17 protein-coding genes are annotated in these 18856 nt (G+C 37.2%); 6 read left to right on the top strand and 11 right to left on the bottom strand.

Translation table 11 applies throughout. From position 1 onward, the window contains the following. The first annotated feature begins 155 nt into the window (after positions 1-155). The 6 genes from gltA (at position 156) to AC6ER9_RS07275 (ending at position 6547) form a co-directional block, all read left to right on the top strand. Positions 156-1451, top strand: a complete 1296-nt coding sequence (gltA, locus tag AC6ER9_RS07300; RefSeq protein WP_497074097.1) for a citrate synthase — start codon at positions 156-158, stop codon at positions 1449-1451. Positions 1452-2282: 831 nt separating this feature from the next. Then, on the top strand, positions 2283-3035 hold the full coding sequence (locus AC6ER9_RS07295) for a transporter substrate-binding domain-containing protein (protein ID WP_497074096.1): 753 nt from the start codon (positions 2283-2285) through the stop codon (positions 3033-3035). A gap of 401 nt (positions 3036-3436) precedes the next feature. Further along, positions 3437-4189: a transporter substrate-binding domain-containing protein gene (locus AC6ER9_RS07290; RefSeq protein ID WP_497074095.1), complete on the top strand. Its 753-nt coding sequence runs from the start codon at positions 3437-3439 to the stop codon at positions 4187-4189. Positions 4190-4267: 78 nt separating this feature from the next. Further along, positions 4268-4987 carry an ABC transporter permease gene (locus AC6ER9_RS07285; protein WP_497074094.1) on the top strand — a complete coding sequence of 240 codons (720 nt, stop codon included), beginning with the start codon at positions 4268-4270 and terminating at the stop codon, positions 4985-4987. Next, on the top strand, positions 4987-5694 hold the full coding sequence (locus AC6ER9_RS07280; RefSeq protein ID WP_497074093.1) for an ABC transporter permease: 708 nt from the start codon (positions 4987-4989) through the stop codon (positions 5692-5694). Before AC6ER9_RS07285 ends, AC6ER9_RS07280 begins: the two co-directional genes overlap by 1 nt. Positions 5695-5773: 79 nt before the next feature. Continuing rightward, positions 5774-6547: an amino acid ABC transporter ATP-binding protein gene (locus AC6ER9_RS07275; RefSeq protein WP_497074092.1), complete on the top strand. Its 774-nt coding sequence runs from the start codon at positions 5774-5776 to the stop codon at positions 6545-6547. A 20-nt stretch (positions 6548-6567) separates the two neighbouring features. On the opposite strand, the gene lpxB is transcribed toward AC6ER9_RS07275, so the two are convergent. The 11 genes from lpxB to tsf all read right to left on the bottom strand — a co-directional run bounded on the left by lpxB (position 6568) and on the right by tsf (position 18805). Next, the gene (gene lpxB, locus AC6ER9_RS07270) at positions 6568-7764 is read right to left on the bottom strand and encodes a lipid-A-disaccharide synthase (protein WP_497074091.1); all 1197 of its coding nucleotides are present in this window, start codon (positions 7762-7764) and stop codon (positions 6568-6570) included. Further along, positions 7757-8629: an LpxI family protein gene (locus AC6ER9_RS07265; protein WP_497074090.1), complete on the bottom strand. Its 873-nt coding sequence runs from the start codon at positions 8627-8629 to the stop codon at positions 7757-7759. The genes lpxB and AC6ER9_RS07265 overlap by 8 nt, the downstream gene beginning before the upstream one ends. A 2-nt stretch (positions 8630-8631) precedes the next feature. Then, positions 8632-9456: an acyl-ACP--UDP-N-acetylglucosamine O-acyltransferase gene (gene lpxA / locus AC6ER9_RS07260; protein ID WP_497074089.1), complete on the bottom strand. Its 825-nt coding sequence runs from the start codon at positions 9454-9456 to the stop codon at positions 8632-8634. 24 nt (positions 9457-9480) lie between these two features. Next, a complete protein-coding gene (gene fabZ / locus AC6ER9_RS07255) occupies positions 9481-9948 on the bottom strand; it encodes a 3-hydroxyacyl-ACP dehydratase FabZ (RefSeq protein ID WP_497074088.1) in 468 nt (155 codons plus the stop codon). Position 9949: 1 nt separating this feature from the next. Continuing rightward, on the bottom strand, positions 9950-10996 hold the full coding sequence (gene lpxD, locus AC6ER9_RS07250) for a UDP-3-O-(3-hydroxymyristoyl)glucosamine N-acyltransferase (RefSeq protein WP_497074087.1): 1047 nt from the start codon (positions 10994-10996) through the stop codon (positions 9950-9952). 65 nt (positions 10997-11061) lie between these two features. Then, a complete protein-coding gene (bamA, locus tag AC6ER9_RS07245; RefSeq protein WP_497074086.1) occupies positions 11062-13458 on the bottom strand; it encodes an outer membrane protein assembly factor BamA in 2397 nt (798 codons plus the stop codon). A 202-nt stretch (positions 13459-13660) separates the two neighbouring features. Next, positions 13661-14809: a M50 family metallopeptidase gene (locus tag AC6ER9_RS07240; RefSeq protein WP_497074085.1), complete on the bottom strand. Its 1149-nt coding sequence runs from the start codon at positions 14807-14809 to the stop codon at positions 13661-13663. A 15-nt stretch (positions 14810-14824) separates the two neighbouring features. Next, positions 14825-15640 carry a phosphatidate cytidylyltransferase gene (locus AC6ER9_RS07235; protein ID WP_497074084.1) on the bottom strand — a complete coding sequence of 272 codons (816 nt, stop codon included), beginning with the start codon at positions 15638-15640 and terminating at the stop codon, positions 14825-14827. Between the two features lie 766 nt (positions 15641-16406). Continuing rightward, complete coding sequence (gene frr / locus AC6ER9_RS07230) at positions 16407-16967, bottom strand: ribosome recycling factor (RefSeq protein ID WP_497074083.1); 561 nt, start codon at positions 16965-16967, stop codon at positions 16407-16409. A gap of 37 nt (positions 16968-17004) precedes the next feature. Next, on the bottom strand, positions 17005-17724 hold the full coding sequence (pyrH, locus tag AC6ER9_RS07225; RefSeq protein ID WP_497074082.1) for a UMP kinase: 720 nt from the start codon (positions 17722-17724) through the stop codon (positions 17005-17007). Between the two features lie 157 nt (positions 17725-17881). Then, positions 17882-18805, bottom strand: coding sequence for a translation elongation factor Ts (gene tsf, locus AC6ER9_RS07220; RefSeq protein ID WP_497074081.1), 924 nt, complete (start codon positions 18803-18805; stop codon positions 17882-17884). Positions 18806-18856: the final 51 nt, after the last annotated feature.

Here is an 18856-nt window from a genome sequence, read left to right as displayed (position 1 = left end):
TAATGATTAATAAGAAAATATTTTTAGATTGCATGTACTCATTTTTAGATGCAATCTATCTTTAATATAAGTAAGAAAAGCTTCAGTTACACATCTCCACTCTGATGAAGCAGAGTCTTAATTTTTAGAAGAGAAGGATCTGAAAGGAATGCCGAATGTCTGAGAATAACGCGCATATTATTGTGAATGATAAAAAAGTAGAGCTTCCCCTGCGTAAAGGCACGAGTGGACCTGATGTCATAGAAATTGCTTCTCTCTACAAAAAAACCAATACTTTTACTTATGACCCTGGTTTTACTTCCACGGCTTCTTGTGAATCAAAAATTACTTATATTGATGGCGATAAAGGGATATTGCTTTATCGTGGATATCCTATCGACCAATTGGCTGAAAAAGGAGACTTTCTCGAAAGTTGTTATCTGCTCCTTCATGGGGAACTCCCAACACAGCAAGAAAAAAATGACTTTGATCGATGTATCATGCAGCATACCATGGTCCACGAACAGTTTGCACGCTTCTTCCACGGTTTTCGTCGTGACTCGCATCCCATGGCCGTCATGGTTGCTTGCCTTGGCGCTATGTCTGCGTTCTATCACGACTCTATTGATATTACAGATCCTCACCAGAGAATGATCGCTTCTGTTCGTCTTATCTCAAAAGTTCCAACACTTGCTGCTATGGCCTATAAATATAGTATTGGACAAGCATTTGTTTATCCAAGCAATGATCTTGGTTATGCTGCAAATTTCCTTCGTATGTGCTTTGCTGTTCCTTGTGAAGAATATAAAGTAAACCCTGTGCTTGCACGGGCGATGGACCAAATCTTTATTCTTCATGCAGATCATGAACAAAATGCTTCTACATCTACGGTTCGTCTTGCTGGATCATCGGGTGCTAATCCGTTTGCTTGTATTGCAGCAGGTATTGCATGCCTTTGGGGACCAGCACATGGTGGAGCCAATGAAGCATGTCTAAAAATGCTGCAAGAAATAGGTTCTATTAAGAGAATTCCTGAATTTATTGCACGTGCAAAAGATAAAAATGACCCTTTCCGCCTTATGGGTTTTGGACACCGTGTCTATAAAAATTATGACCCCCGTGCGAAAATCATGCAAAAAACCTGTCATGAAGTTTTAAAAGAACTCAACATTCAAGATGATCCGCTTCTGGATATTGCAATAGAACTTGAAAAAATTGCCTTAAGTGATGAATATTTTATTGAGAAAAAGCTTTATCCTAATGTTGATTTCTATTCCGGTATTACCTTAAAAGCCTTAGGCTTTCCAACCGAAATGTTTACTGTTCTTTTTGCATTAGCACGCAGTGTCGGATGGGTAGCACAATGGAAAGAAATGATTGAAGATCCTGCACAAAAAATTGGTCGCCCTCGTCAACTCTACACAGGCCATGCTATGCGTGACTATGTTTCTATAGATAAACGTGTAAATTAAAGAAAGAAATCAATAAAGCTTCAGTAAACTGAAGCTTTATTGAAAATGTCGAAAACAAATTCTTTAAGAATTTTTGTAAAATTTAATTTTTAAACTCTTTCTACAAAGATAACAGCATTATAAAAGTTTATGGAAAAGTTCTAGCTTGTGACTCGATGAATAAATCGAGAGTACTCTTCTTAGAAAGGAGTCAAATATTTAGCAAAAGAAATTAAAAAAAATTATTTTATAATTCTTATTATCCTTTAGATAAGCATATTTATTGCGTAGTATTAATAAAGACTAATCATATATTAAGATTGAGCAATATTAGCGTTTCACGCTCTATCTTCCCTAAATAAAAAGACTCACCTTAAGTGTTCTTATCTACCAAAACTTCCTATTCTTCTTAAAGACAATAATAATAAAAATGAAATATACTCTTAAAATTTTCTACACAAAATGATAATTTTAGATAGGAAGCATTTAAAAAATTATTCTTATATTATTAATATCGAAATATTTTATACGAAATATAATACTTGATATTTTATACTGTTAAGAACTTATATTCTCTTTAATATTTAAATCAATATTTTTTCTTTTAAAGATAACTTATTGATTTAAATGAAACTATTAAAACTCATCCTATCATAAACAAAAACTTTCCTTCTTTTTTTGTCTTTCTTTTCCTATATTGGATACGAATAAATCATTTTTTGATTATAATATCCAGCATAATAATCTAAAATAAACAGCAATAAATTTTTTACATTGCTCCAAAAGAGCTTACAGATTATAAAAACTCATGATGGTTTTATACTTGCCCGCTTATTGAAATAGGAGAACACAATGAGATTATTAGCAGGAGCTCTTATAATAAGCACAACACTATTGACCCTGTCAGCCAATTCTCAAACGCTGAAAATTGCAAGTGATGCTTCTTATCCTCCCTTTAGTTATATCGACTCCAATAATGAGCTTAAAGGGTTTGATATTGATATATCTTATGCCCTTTGTGAAAAAATGAATATTGAATGTACTATCCTCACACAAGACTTTGAGGGAATGATTCCTGGCCTTCTCGCCAAAAAATATGATGCCATTGTTTCTTCTCTTTCTCCTACAAAAGAACGCTTACAAAAAATTGATTTTACTGATCCTTACTACAATACGGTACTCGCTGTTATTATTAGCAAAAATTCAGAAATTAAAGACATCTCAACAAAAAGCTTTAGAGGTAAAAATCTTGGTGTACAATCAAATACGACACAAGCTGCCTATGCAGAAGATCACTATGCTTCTGAAGGTGCTAATATCAAGCTCTATCCTACAGCAACAGAAGTTCATCGTGATCTTTTAAATCACCGGCTTGATATCATCATCTTTGATAAAGTAAAAGCATTAAATTGGCTTGAAAATGAAGGAAAAGATTGCTGTAAGCTTCTTGGAACTTTAGAAGAAACAAAATTCCCCGTTGCAATTGCACTGCGTAAAAATAATAATGACCTTAAAAACAGTTTTAATAAAGCAATAGAAGAAATCCGCGCCGACGGAACGTATGAGAAAATTATGAAAAAATATTTCACACTCGATGAAGATTAAAATTGAATCTTTTCAAGAAACAAATTTTAAATTTTTGTTCAGCAAAAAAGTCTTTAGGAATTCAGCATTCTTATAAGTAAAACGCACATTGATAAAAAATTAATTTTTAATTATTCCGCAAGAGTTAAACATTTTATAGAATCTGAGGGTAACAATAGAGTTTTATCTTTAATCTTAGCAAAATCTGTTTTTTAGGTTCAAATTGAATAGCCTTATTTTTCAAGAAAAACTCTCAGTTCTTACTCATGAAATGATATAAAAAATCATTTTTTTGACAAAAATATATAGCATTATGGCTTAAAATAAATACCAATAATTTTTTTGCATTGCTCCAGAAAAGCTTACAGATTATAAGAACTTAACGATTGTATATTTGCCTGCTTATCCAATAGGAGAACATTATGAAACTATTAGCAGGAGCTCTTATAATAAGTGCCGCGCTATTTACCCAAATGGCTGATGCGAAAATATTGAAAATTGCCAGTGAAGGGACCTACCCTCCTTTTAGTTATATTGACTCAAATAACAAGTTGCAGGGCCTTGATATTGATATATCTTATGCACTTTGTAAAAAAATGAATATTGAGTGTACGATTGTCACGCAAGACTTCGAGGGAATGATTCCTGGACTTATTGCAAAAAAATATGATGCTATCGTTGCTTCCCTTTCTCTCACACAAGAGCGCTTACAAAAAATTGACTTTACAGACCCTTACTACGATACTGCACTGGCTGTTATCGTCACCAAAACTTCAGGAATCAAAGAAATCTCGACACAAGGCTTTAAAGGAAAAAATCTTGGTGTGCAATCAAACACAACACAAGCTTTCTATGCAGAAGACCATTATGCCTCTAAAGAGGTGAAAATAAAATTCTACCCTTCCACTGTAGAAGTGAACCGTGACCTTTTAAATCATCGACTTGATGTGATTATTGTTGATAAATTACAAGCATTAAATTGGCTTAAAAATGAAGGAAAAGATTGTTGCCTCCTCCTAGGAACCCTAGAGGAAACAAAATTTCCTGTTGCAATTGCACTGCGTAAAAATAATAATGATCTTAAAAATAAGTTCAATGAAGCAATAAAAGAAATCCGTTTGGATGGAACTTATGAGAAAATTATGAGAAAATATTTTGCATTCGATATTGATTAAATGTCACTATAATATTTCAATTAAATCCGATAGTTATTTCTAAAAAATATTATCTAACTCTTCATGAGGAACACAAAAATGATTGAAAGTTTAGCATTGCTATCCTTTAGCAATGGGGGATGGGGGATGGTTATACTTTCTAGTGCAGGAATGACATTATCATTAGCATTATGTTGTGGCCTTCTAGGACTTCCTCTAGGCCTTCTCAATGCAATGATGATTCGATCCAATATTAAGATAGCCAAAACTATAGCACGTCTCTTTTCAACGGTATTTCGTGGGCTACCAGAGCTTTTAACCTTATTTTTAGTATACTATGGATTACAAAGCCTTATTCAAAATGCCTTTGACTATTTTAATCTTGAAGTTATGTTCAGTATTAATGCTTTTATTGCGGGTGTTCTTGCACTCAGTATGGTTCTTGCTGCCTTTTCTTGTGAAGTTTGGCTTGGAGCATTTAATATTTTTGATAAAGGTCAATATGAAGCGGCTAAAGCTTTAGGCCTTTCGCGGTCAACCACATTTTTCCGTATTGTCTTCCCTCAGCTAATCCGAAATGCCTTACCAGGACTTTCTAATAATTGGCTTACTTTACTGAAAGATACGTCCCTCGTTTCAACCATCGCGCTTGTTGACCTTATGCGACAAACAAATTTAGCTGTCGCTGCAACGAATGAACCCATGCTATTTTATCTTGTAGCGTGCTTACTTTATTTATTTTTTTCAGCGTTTTTTACTGTAATCTTACACCGTTTGGAAGCATACACTCAAATGGGCTATAAAAAGGTGCTAAGTTAATGATTCCTGAGTGGCTTTATTTTCTTTTTAATCCTAGCCTTTTAAGCCGTTATGGGCCAAAATTTATTGATGGCTTTATTGTTACTATTGAGCTTGTTTCTATTTCTTGTTCTCTTGGTTTTTTTCTTGGTATGCTTCTCGCTTTTGCACGTTTATCAAAAAATAAATTTTTACAATACCTTGCCAATGCTTATGTCTATTTTTTCCGTGGCTCTCCTTTGTTAGCCCAACTCTTCCTTTTTTATTATGGACTTGGTTCAATGAACAATTTTTGGCAACAGACTGGTCTATGGTGGTTTTTTCAAAGTGCGTGGTATTGTTGTCTTTTTATTTTCACACTTAATTCTGCTGCCTATCAATCTGAGATCTTTAAAGGGAGTTTTCTATCCGTACAAACTGGGCAGCGTGAAGCATCAAAAGCTTTAGGTCTGAGCAACTCTGTCACATTTTTTAGAATTATTCTTCCACAAGCAATGATTGTAGCATTACGTCCTTTAGGAAATGAGTTGATTTTAATGATTAAATCCAGTGCCATTGCCTCACTTATTACTGTTTATGACTTAATGGGGATTGCTAAACTCACTTATTCACGTACATTCGATTTTCAAGTTTACGTTTGGGCTGCTCTTATCTATCTTTTTATGGTTGAACTTATTCATCGTTTTATTGTTTTTATCGAACATCACCTCACTCGATATTTACGATAAAATAACATGATCATAAAAAATTTTACCAAATCCAAATGATGAATTAATCAATTTATTCATCAATGAAAGAATAAAAAAGATGAATTTAAAAAATAATCTATTGATCTCTCCTAGTCAAAACCCTGTGATATCCATCCGTAACCTCAATAAATGGTATGGAGACTTTCAGGTCCTTCATGATATCAATTTTGATGTTCAAGCTGGTGAACATATCGTTATTTGTGGTCCATCCGGATCAGGAAAATCAACATTAATTCGTTGTATTAACCAATTAGAACAAGCACAAAAAGGTTCAATCTGTATCCATAACGTTGACATCAACACCGCTCCTATACCACAGCAAAAAAATGTTCTTCGAAAGATAGGAATGGTTTTTCAGAACTTTAATTTATTTCCTCACATGAGCGTTATACAGAATTGTATTTTAGCTCCTATGACGGTTCAAGGACTTTCCAAACAACAAGCAAAAGAACAGGCAATTCGTTACTTAACGCATGTCGGTATTGAAAAATACTGTGAAAAATATCCTTTACAACTTTCTGGTGGACAACAACAACGTGTTGCAATTGCCCGTGCACTTTGTATGGAACCTGAAGTCATGCTTTTTGATGAACCTACCTCAGCTCTTGATCCAGAAAGTGTAGGGGAAGTTTTGGAAGTCATGGCTCGATTGGCCGATACAGGGATTACAATGCTTTGTGTTACCCATGAAATGGGTTTTGCCCGTAAAGTCTCAGAGAGAATACTCTTTTTAGAAAATGGAAAAATTGTTGAAGATACAGACTCGGACACATTTTTTACCAACCCTCAAAGCCAACGTGCGTGTGATTTTCTTGCTAAAATTAAACATTAATCATCAACATATTGCTTTATTTATATAATTTCAGTTCTGTTTTTTAAAAGAGTGATAATTTTTTGTGCACCGACAATTCCCGATGGGACTTCAATTTTCATTTTCTGTTCCACCTCCTCAAAAGCATCGAGTTGAGCTTGACGCAATAAAGGATTAGATAAAAGTTGTTCTAACTGTCTTGCTAACATACCAGGACGGATTAATTCATTCAAATACTCCGGAACAATAGGTCTATCAGCAATAATATTTGGAAGAGCAGCACTCCATAACATCATTTTAGGAAAAATGAATAGTCTAGAAAAATAATCAAGTTTATAGCATAGAACCGTAGGAATTTTTGCTAATGCTAATTCAAGAGAAACCGTTCCATGAGCTGCAAGAGCAACATCTGCTTGCGCAAAAGCACGCCATTTTTCATCTTCACCAACAACAATTTCTATTTTACTTTTCCAGCCCTGCACAAAGTCACGAATTCTATCCACCAAATGGGGTAAAGTTGGTAAAATAATCTGTAAATGAGGAATACGTTGTACAAGAATCTCTATTGTTTCTCGAAAAATAGGCATTAAAGAACGAATCTCTAAATTGCGTGACCCTGGCAAAATCACTAATGTAGGCGATGATGTTTGTTGATTACACAAATTTCTTTGTTCTACTTGGTGCTTTTTTTCTGACTGAATTCTCAAAAGGGGAGGATATGTCAAAAGACGATGTCCAACATAGGTGGTCGTAGGCCCTCCTAAATCCTGCATAACCTTTTCTTCAAAAGGAAAAACCGCTAAAATATGATCAATAAAGCCGCGCATAGCTTTTGCACGCTCCGGCCTCCATGCCCAAACGGTTGGTGCAATATATTTAATAATCGGAATGGAAGGCGCTAAAGCACGTACCTTTTTTGCAACACGATGCGTGAAATCAGGACTATCAATGATAATTAAACAATCAGGTTGTTCTCGCGCGATAAACTTGGATAAATTGCGAATATGAAGCAACAACAACGGTAATTTTTTCAGTACTTCTTTTAAACCTATTAAAGCAATATCATGAGAATTAAAAAAGCTTTTTAAACCTAAGGCCTTTAAATGCGTGCCCCCAACACCCATCAAATGGATGTTGCATCCTATTTGTTGTGATAAACAAGAAATTAAATCTGCCCCCAGCAAATCACCAGATTCTTCACCTGCAACCACAGCAATCTTTAAAAAACCATCATTCATGATCAAACTTTTCAAATGTTTCTATAAATAGAGAATATTTGTTGGCTTTTTCTACTGTTGTTTTCATTGATAATATTAGACTTCTATTTGCCTCCACCGCAATACCAGATAAACCACTCTTTGCAATATTCATTATTGTGGCAGGCCCAATCGATGGCAAATCAACGCGATCATCCTGTTGGGGCTTTGCACATTTAACAAGAACACCACCTTTAGGGGGGATTTGCCCTCTTTCTCGCATTTCATAAACACGCCACAACATATTATCAGTTCCCTCAGCGCCCTCTAGGGCAACCACCCTTCCTTGGACAACGACAACGGCTTGCCCGACATCCAATTGACCTAAAAGTTTTGCTGCTTGTGCTGCTAAAAGAATATCTTTTTTCTCTTTCTGCGTCGCACGCCGTACTGTTAAATTAAATTCTATAGGCGCTAAAAGATCTGAGACTATTTCGTGAGCACCAATAACACAAAAACCATGCTCTTCAATAACCCGTATAAAGGCTTTTAATAACGCATCATCCCCTCTCCTCAAAGCTCCGATTAACTTAGGAAGAGCTAAAAATGTTGTCCAGTCCAATCGCAATTGTGTAAGAAGTGGTCGCTTTTTCACACCACCTGCCAAAACAACGTTATAAACGCCAGCTTCTTTTAAAATTTTAACGAGTCGCGCTAACTCTACAATTGATAGCTCGCAATGCTCATAGCGATAAAGAACAGTATCGGCCTCACCACGCAAAAGCACAAGAAAAGGATTCTCTCCATTCTTTTCAAGAGCCTGCGCAACAGCAATTGGTAAAACACCACTTCCCGCTATAATAGCAGTACGGCCGGAAAGAACATTTCTGGCACCCCAAATAGGCATTTTTAATCCTTATGTTCTTTTATGCTATCACCTTCAAATTTTGGTGTACAATAAAAACGCTTTCCTTCTTCTTTAATAAAATTAACAACGTCAGAAACTGACTGAGAAGAAGAATAGAAAGAAGCAACATCATTGACACGTTCTTTAAATGGCTTGCTATGATCAAAAAGCATGGCAACCGCATGACGGAGTGCATGAATATCTTGACGCTCAAGCCCTGCACGCTTCATGCCTATAATATTCAGTCCTGCAAGTTTTGCCTGCACACCAACAGCTGTTCCATAAGGAATCAGGTCACCCACCAGTGCAGATACACCGCCGATAAATGCATGATGCCCAACACGAACAAACTGGTGAACAGCAGCACCCCCACCGATAATCACATAATCACCAACAGTAACATGACCAGCAATCATTGCGTTATTGGCAAATGTTACATGATTGCCTACATGACAATCATGAGCGATATGCACATAACAAAAAAATTGGCAATTATCACCAACAACCGTCACTCCCATACTCGAATCGGAGCCTCTATGCATTGTGACGCCTTCACGAATCGTACAATTTTTACCAATAGAAAGAGTAGTAGCCCCCCCTTTATGTTTATTATTTTGCGGTTCTGCTCCCAAAACAGCATGAGAAAAGACTTTGCTCTTAGCTCCTAAAATTGTCTTTCCCATTATTACAACATGACTTGTCAAACTACATTCATCACCAATAACAGCCTCTGAACTAATATGGCAAAATGGCCCAACGCGTACATTCTCACCAAGCTGCGCTCCCTTCTCCACAAGAGCAGTTGGATGGATTTTTGTACCGGACATTTTTAAATCCCCATCAAATATCGTTTATTCTTTTTCAACAATCATCGCAGCAATTTCTGCTTCAGCGACGCAGAGATCTTCTACTTTTGCAACACATGAAAAACGCCTCATGCCAGATCTCTTTTTTAAAAGTTGAACGTGAATCTTGAGCTGATCACCAGGCATAACCGGCTTACGAAATTTCGCATTATCAACCGTCATAAGATAAACTAAATTTGTTTGTTTATTACCTAAATTTAAAAGCGCTATTGCTCCTGCTGTTTGTGCCATAGCTTCTAAAATCAAAACGCCGGGCATAACAGGCTTTGCGGGAAAATGTCCCGTAAAATGTGGCTCGTTAATCGTTATATTTTTAATACCAATTGCTTCTTGTTCACCATCAATATCAACGATACGATCGATTAATAAAAACGGATAACGGTGCGGTAATATCGATAGCAGTTTCTCAATATCAACAGCCTCTAATTTTTTTACTCCTTCAGTGCTGATCATATCAGCTTTTCTCCTTTTTAATTTTTCCCATACTGCGTAACGTCGCTACTTCACGAAACCATTGTTTAAATGGTCGCGCTGGACTACCTCCCCATTTTTCACCATCCGGAATGTCATTCATAACACCACTACGCGCTGCAATCTGAACACATTTACCTATAACAATATGATCAGCTAGCCCAACACTTCCACCAAGCTGAGACATATCCCCTATCGATGTACTTCCTGCGATTCCACATTGAGCAGCAATAAGGCAATAACGGCCAATTTTTACATTGTGAGCAATTTGTACAAGATTATCAATCTTGCTTCCTTCTCCAATAACAGTATCTTGAAATGTCCCGCGATCAATCGTTGTGTTCGCACCAATTTCTACATCATCCTCAATAATAACGCGACCAAGTTGTGGGATTTTCTCGATTCCAGAGCTCCCTCCAACATAACCAAACCCATCTTGTCCAATGCAAACGCCAGGATAAAGCTGAACCCTATCGCCTATTAAAGAACATTGAACGGTTACTTTAGGAGCAATATAGCAGTCACGTCCAATACGGCAATTTTCACCAATAACAGCTGTGGATGAAACCAAAGTTCCTGAACCGATCTCAACATTTCTACCAATAACAGCTCCCGCTTCAATACACACATCACTGGCAAACTTAGCCGTTGGATGAATATGCGCATGTGGTGAAATCTCTTTCTTTCCCAACCAAGGCATTGGCTTGACAGAATCAGGAAACAAAATACGACCAATCTGAGCAAAATCCCGCTGCGGTGTGGATGTCACTAAAATTGCCATCGTTTCAGGAACTTTACAAACAATCTCATTCGTACAAAAAACAGCAGCAGCAGAACTGCCCAGTAAAGCATCAGAAAACTTTCGATGCTCTACAAAAACAAGGGAGCCTTCTACAGCACTGTCAAGCGAAGAAAGAGTATTGATAACTTTATGAGAAAATTCTGGATTAAGAAGCTTTGCACCCGTCAACTCAGCAACATTTGCAACTGTTAATTGCTGGGACGGCGTAAAAAAAAATGTATCCGCCATCAAAACACTTTCTCTCCCAGCCTAAGCTATTCTCTTCAAGTTCTTCCTTCTTTAAAGCACTCAAGTTAGAACTTCGTAGAAATACCAAAATTCAATTGCTGTAAACGATCTCCTTCCTGCTTTGTTATTGGCCAAGCATAATCAAAACGCAAAGGACCAAACGGAGAATCCCACATCAAACTCACACCCGCAGATGAACGCCAAGCGCTTTTGGTATTGGTAACAGGTGGTTCCCCACTAAAAACGGCTTTATAATTATTGCCATAAAGCGTAGCAATATCCGCAAATAAAGCACCGCGTAATCCAAACCCTTCAGGCACAACAGGAATAGGAAACTGCACCTCAGCAGTCGCATTCAAATATGTTGTTCCCCCTAAGAAATAAACTTCACCTTTATTGGAAATCTGACGTGGACCTATCCCATTGTATTTGAACCCTCGGATCATATCAGTATTGGCTTTAAACATATCGAAAATACGCATACCTTCTTTGCCTATGCCATGGATATAACCACCGCCAAAGGAAAGCAAACCAACAATATCTCTCTGATCAGAAAGAGTCTTGTACATCATCGCCTTACCCGTGGTCTTCAAAAACTTTGCATTTCCGCCAAGCCCTGCATATTCCTGAAGAAGATGCACGTACCACCCATCATGGGGATTTCTCATATCGTCAATCGTATTATAGGTTAAACCATAACTAATTGATGAACGTTTCCACGGGCTGTTCTTTGCAGCTTGAACAATCGCACCAGAATATTTCCCATATAATTCTATTATATCACTCTCTTTGTCAAAATCATACTCCCCGCCAAAATCATATTCTTCCTGTACATAAGAATACGCAACATTCGCAGATAATTGATTATTAATAGGTAACGCAAACCGTAATGATCCCCCTGTCTGTCGTACATCATAGGCTTTATCAGCGCGATAAGTACTACGAAAAACATCAATACCAGCAGATAAACGGTACCCTAAGAAATAAGGATCAACAAATGATAAATTATAATTACGGGATTTTTCTTGCCCTGCTCCTAACCCTAAACGAACATACTGCCCACGTCCTCCAAGATTACGCTCTGTAACTGAAACTTCAAGTGACATACCAGGGCTTGTACCTCCCGTTGTATACCCCCCAGAAAGAGAGAGATCTCCTGTTGAAGCTTCAACCACATCTATCACCAAAACAACCTGATCAGATTGATCGGTGGGAACCATTGAAATATTAACAGCTTTGAAGAAACCTAAACTTTCTAGACGACGTTTTGCTCGTTGTAATAAAGTCTGATTGTAGGCATCTCCTTCATTCAAATCAAGCTCACGGCGAATGACGTAATCACGGGTTTTCTCATTGCCACGAATATCAATACGTTGAATATAAGCACGTGTACCTTGTTCAATATTATATAAAATTGAAATTGTATGATTTGCCAAATTACGGTTTCCCCGTGGCTCAACTTTAGCAAAAGCATATCCAGAATCAGCAACCTTATTATTAATAATTGCGACAGACCGTTCAATATCCTCTGCACTATAAACATTACCTGGCTGGGTTTTAAGCTTGCTTTTCACAGATTGAATGTCAATTCCATCAACATCACTTTCAACCTGAATATCACTAATTTTATAGCACGGACCTTCATCAAGAAGGAAAGAAATTTGATATGTATTGCTTGCAGCATCAAAAGTCGCTTTAGAAGAAACAACACGAAAATCTGCATAACCACGATTATAATAAAAGCGACGTAAAGCTTCTTCATCAGCAGCAAGACGCTCTTCGCTATAGACATCACCTCCCAACAACTTCGAAAAAATTCCTGAAGATCTTGTTGAAATCACATCACGCAAACGACGACTTGCAAAGACATTATTTCCCCTAAAAGTGATATTACCAATCTTTGTTTTTCGTCCTTCAACAACATTAAATACTACATTAACACGCCCTTTTCCAAGATTAATCGTTTGAACGTTAACCGTGACATTATTACGACCAAGAGTTTTATAAGCCTCACGAATTGTATTTATATCAGCAGAAAGCTTGGCAGAGTTAAAAGACTCATTCGGCTTCAAAGAAATAAACCGTTTAAGATCTGGGTCTTTAAAAGATTTATTTCCCTGAAATAATACTTGATTGACAACCTCATATTCTTTTACGAATACAACCAATTTATTACCTACTTGATTTATTTTAACATCATAAAATAAACCTAATGCGAAAAGATTCTTTACAGCATGATCAACATCACCTCTGGAAACCCCTTGTCCAGCCTTAATACCCATATTGTCCCGAATCGCTTGAGAACTTACAAATTTATTCCCACGAACCTCAATATAACGAACTACAGATGCTTGCATTTCTCCAACCGCAGCAATTGACATAAAGACCGCTGCTGGGGCAATCATTCCCATCTTTAACACCAACACAGATGCTGCATTTAAAAACTTTGAATTCGTAGTCATTGGCCTTTTTTACCTTACTCTTGTTCCTTAGACATGATGCCTTAAAAAGCTATGCCATAACAACCTTTTTACTGCGAGACTTTTTATCCCTTAATTACCCATTATAATACACAACGCCACAACATTTTGCAGACATGGTAAACAACCTTCAATTTATTTTTGCTATTATTACCCAATTTATAAAGTCTTTTCCATAGTTTAATTAGAGAAACCAACAAAAATAATCATTTAAAAAGACAAAAATTATAAAAAATAAAAGAAAAGAAAAACCTAAACGAAAAACAACCCCCTGAATTTTAGCGGATATCTTCCTCCCAGTAATGACTTCAATGACATGAAATAAAAGGTGCCCACCATCAAGCGGTAGAATCGGAAAAAGGTTAATAAGCCCAACACTTATTGAAAGAACAGCGGCTAAATTCAACAAAGAGATAAAACCTGTCTCGCTTACTTTCCAAGCAATTTTAACGGTTTTAGAAGGCCCACTTAGTTGACAACGATCTTCTTTCCCCCCGATTAAACGACTCATAAAAAGAGCAGTTTGAGTAACAATAAACACTGTACGGTTTGATGCTTCTTTTGCAGCCTTTATAAAATCATAGCGAACATGCTTTATATAAGCTGGATCTAAACGTGTAGGATTATCTAAATCGACAGGTCCTCCCACACCTATCATAGCACGTTGCGTTCGATTACCAAATCCATCATCCCGCTCAACGACATTCGGGGTAATGATCGTTGTAAACTCTCGCCCCATGCGTTCTATTTTAAACTCTATCGGTTTTTTCCCATGAAGAGCCACATAATTCATCAAATCTCTAAAATCTTCAACCCGTTGACCATCCATTTCAATAAAACGGTCCCCTAACGCCAAACCGGACTGAACAGCAGGGCTATCTTTTACCAAAGAACCAACAACGGGTTCAATGATGGCACGACCATAAATGAAGAAAAAAAATGTTAGAATGACAACGGTAAAAAGAGCATTAAAAAAAGGACCCGCAAAAACTGTTGCTGCTTTTTTCCAAGCATGTGCATCAGCAAATGAACCCTCAATAACCCGAGATGATTGGGATGATACCGTATCGACTTTTTCCTCATCACCAACAAATTTTACATAACCACCTAAGGGAATAAGCGCTAAGCGCCACTTCGTGCCATATTTATCTGTGTAACTAGCAACTTGTGGCCCAAACCCAAGTGAAAAAACCAAAGCCTTAATACCACACCACCGCCCAATGAGATAATGCCCAAGTTCGTGCACAAAAATAATAATCATAACGATGAAAAGAATACTCAAACTTCTTAAAAGAAAGTCACCCATAGTGACCATATGATTTAAAAATCCCAAAATACCTTCTCCCCATTAAGCCATGCTAAAAAGATTAAAAGGTGTGTCCATATCAGACATAAAAGAACCAATTAAATAAAGAAGACAAGCCGCTCCTACCAGCCCATCCATACGATCCATAAATCCACCGTGTCCAGGCAATAACGAACTGGAATCTTTAACAGAAAACCGTCTTTTAAGCCATGATTGCCCTAAATCACTTAATTGTGAAACAATCGACAAAATGAGTGTAAGGAGTGGCACAAAAAAACTTGCTAAATTTATATCAAAAAATCCAAAAGCAACCCATATACCACCCAAAACACCGAAAAATGTACCTCCAAGTGCTCCTGACCATGTTTTATTAGGAGAAAATTGTGGTGCTAATTTAGGCCCCCCTAATGCACGTCCGATAAAATATCCACCAATATCGGTTCCCCACACTATCGTAAATAAAAAAATAACAACTTGGAACCCCAACACCTCATGATCCCGTAAAAAGCATAAAGCCGCAACAGGAAGAGATGCATATAAAAAACCACAAAATACCCAACTACTCTTTTTTATAGAGAGAATAGCCAGTACCACCGCCAAAAAAATTAAAACACCAAAAACCAATGAAGCAGATAATCTCGATACTAACAAAAAGCCAAAGAGACAATAAAAAATACTTGCTAGTATTTTTTGTAAAACACACCACTTCTCTTGCGTAATACTCATCCACTCATAGAGAATAAAACCACCAATACACCATGCAAATACAAAAAAGGTGTTTCCTCCCAACCACGTTAGATACAAAGCAATAACGCCGAACACAAAAGCTGTCAGAACACGATAGACCAAATTAGACAAAACAACATCCAAACAATAAAAATAAACAAGACAAACTCTAAAATTGATGTAATAAAAATCCCCTACATAGTATTTTTATTGCACACTTGTACAAATTTTTCTTATAATTTATCATAAGTGATCTCGCTTACCAAGATAGCGCTTATAAGGCGAATAATCAATGAGAACAGCTCCAAAAATCTTCCTTATTAAAGCTAACCCTAAAATAAGTTTTTAAATATTTTTTCAAACATAAAATAAAAAAAGCAGCTATCTACGCCCTACATAAATTAATTCACATCGGCCTCTTAACAGCATGACGATTATTTAAAGCTGAAATTTCATTGCTTTTAAAAACTTCTCTATCAACGCTTCGCCCAAAAAATAAGCCCCCATAACATCTGCTTGATCCAAGCCTATGCACATATTTTATAGTCGAATGTAAGAGCAATACATATTTTTTGCATTATATTTTTTTCCAACCCCATCTTAGAATATTGAAGTAGTCTTTAAATAATGCTTTTTATCATGCAGTTTAACAAAGGCATACCGAACAAAAAATCTCACCAGACTGTTAAGAGTATTTTCCAGAAAAGGGTATGATCACTGCACAGGTTAAAGAATAAAAGAAGCAGCCTTTGCTAAATGCAATCTTTCTCCTATAAAGATGATAAAATGCCCTCCTACATCATCCCTTGCTATCATAATGCGTATACTCCCCTGTTCTTATCTATAAAAATAATTTACACACTGGGCGTATAATATCTTTTTTTAATGAAAAACGCTCCTAAACGTGCATAATCTCAGATTCTTTCACGGCTAAAATTTTATCAATATCAGCAATAGTTTCATCTGTGAGTTTTTGAACTTTTTCAGATAAATTATGGGCCTCATCTTTTCCGATTTCACCATCTTTTTCTAATTTTTTCAAATTGTCCATACCATCCCGCCGAACATGACGCGTAGCAACACGCGCTTGCTCTGCATAGTGATGCGCAATTTTTACAAGTTCTTTACGACGCTCTTCGTTCAACTCAGGTAAAGGAATACGTAAATTTGTACCATCGGTTATGGGATTCAAACCAAGACCAGAATCACGGATAGCACGCTCGACAGCCCCTACCATCGTTTTATCCCATACAGAAACAGAAAGCATCCGAGGTTCGGGAACAGAAATATTAGCAACCTGATTGATGTGCACAACAGAACCATAAGATTCAACAGTCAACGGTTCTAATAAACTGGCCGATGCCCGTCCTGTCCGCAAACCACCCAATTCATGTTTAAAAGCCGTAATAGCACCATCCATACGACGTTTTAAATCATCCATAATTGATGTAATATTCATATTTATGCCTCCTTCAATTATCTTTTGAAGATTACCTTTATTCCGATACTATTGTAAAGCGTCCAGTTCCATTCAAGACCTTAGCCAAACCACCTTTTTCATGAATGGAATACACTATAATCGGTACATTGTTCTCACGGGCTAAAGTAACCGCGGTTGAATCCATCACCGATAATCCCCATTGTAAAATTTCAACATGCGTTAATTGATCAAAACGCTTAGCCGTAGGATCTAATTTGGGATCTGCTGAATAAATACCATCAACTTGTGTTCCTTTAAGAAGGACATCTGCACCGATTTCCGCTGCACGTAAAGTCGCGGCAGAATCAGTGGTAAAAAATGGATTTCCTGTACCGCCTGCAAAAATAACAACTTTGCCCTGATTCATATAAGCTATTGCTTTACGTTGTGAGAAACTTTCACAAATTTGCGGCATAGCAATCGCAGAAAGTACAACGGCTTCGACCCCTAATTTTGTTAATGATGTTCGCAATGCTAAAGAATTAATAGCCGTTGCAAGCATTCCCATATGATCACCCGTCACACGATCCCCTCCATGCGAAGCAACAGCAACACCACGAAAAATATTTCCCCCACCGATAACAACTGCAACTTCTATCCCCATTGCCCGCACTTCTGCAATATCAGCAGCAATACGGTCAACAACAGAAACATCAATGCCAAAATTTTGCCCCCCCATAAGAGCTTCACCAGAAGCCTTTAAAAGAATACGTTTATACGGAAGTGCTAATGCCATTCATAATCTCCCCAAAAGCACATTGTCTTTTTGCTTTTGACACCACGAAGGGCACCACTTCTTTCACGTGACGCCCTCTCAAACAATTATATTGTTTTAATCAAAGACCTTTAAAACCAATAATGACTTTAAATCTCTGATCAAGAGTTTGCAATAATTAGCCTTTTGCAGCTGCCGCAACCTCTGCAGCAAAATCAGATTCCTCTTTTTCCACACCTTCACCCAGTGCAAAACGAATAAAGCCTGTAATTTTTGCTGGGGCACCAATTGATTTCTCAGCATCCTTTAAGGCTGCTTCAACGGTCAGATCAGGATTCATAACAAAAGCTTGAGAAAGTAAAACAACCTCTTCAAAAAACTTACGCATACGTCCTTCTACCATTTTTTCAATAATATTTTCTGGTTTTCCAGACTGACGTGCTTGATCTGAGAAAATTGCTTTTTCACGTTCAACAGCACTAGCATCAACATCTTGTGCTGTAAGCGCTAATGGATTGGTTGCCGCAATATGCATGGCAACCTGCCGCCCAAAAGCAAAAGCGGCTTCTTTATTTCCCGTTGTCTCAATTGCAACCAAAACACCAAGTTTTCCAAGCCCATCAGCCACACTGTTGTGTATATAAGTCGCCACAACACCATTCTCAACAGACAATTTAGCAGAACGACGAAATGTCATGTTTTCGCCAATAGTACCAATTGCATCTTTAATCGTCAGTTCTACAGTCTTCTCGGAGCCTGGATAAAGAGAAACAGCAACAGATTCAACATCACCTGGCGTATCCAAGGCAGCAGTTGCTACGTTGCGCACGATATCTTGAAATCCATCATTACGTGCAACAAAATCTGTTTCAGAATTAATCTCAACCAAAACTGCATGTGAATCTTTTGATACGACTCCAATTAATCCCTCAGCTGCCGTACGACCAGCCTTTTTATCTGCTTTAGCTATTCCTTTTTTACGAAGCCAATCAACAGCAGCTTCCATATCACCATTGGTTTCTGCTAAAGCAGCTTTACAGTCCATCATACCGGCGCCCGATAATTCCCGAAGTTCTTTTACTTGTGCAGCAGTAACGCTCATATTTGCCTCTTTATTCTGTAACAGTGAAAGCGTGCAAATTTCCTCTGCACG

The organism is Bartonella sp. SL317 (genome assembly GCF_059687655.1).
Note: the sequence above shows the minus strand (reverse complement) of the source record. Positions and strands in the feature narration are given on the sequence as shown.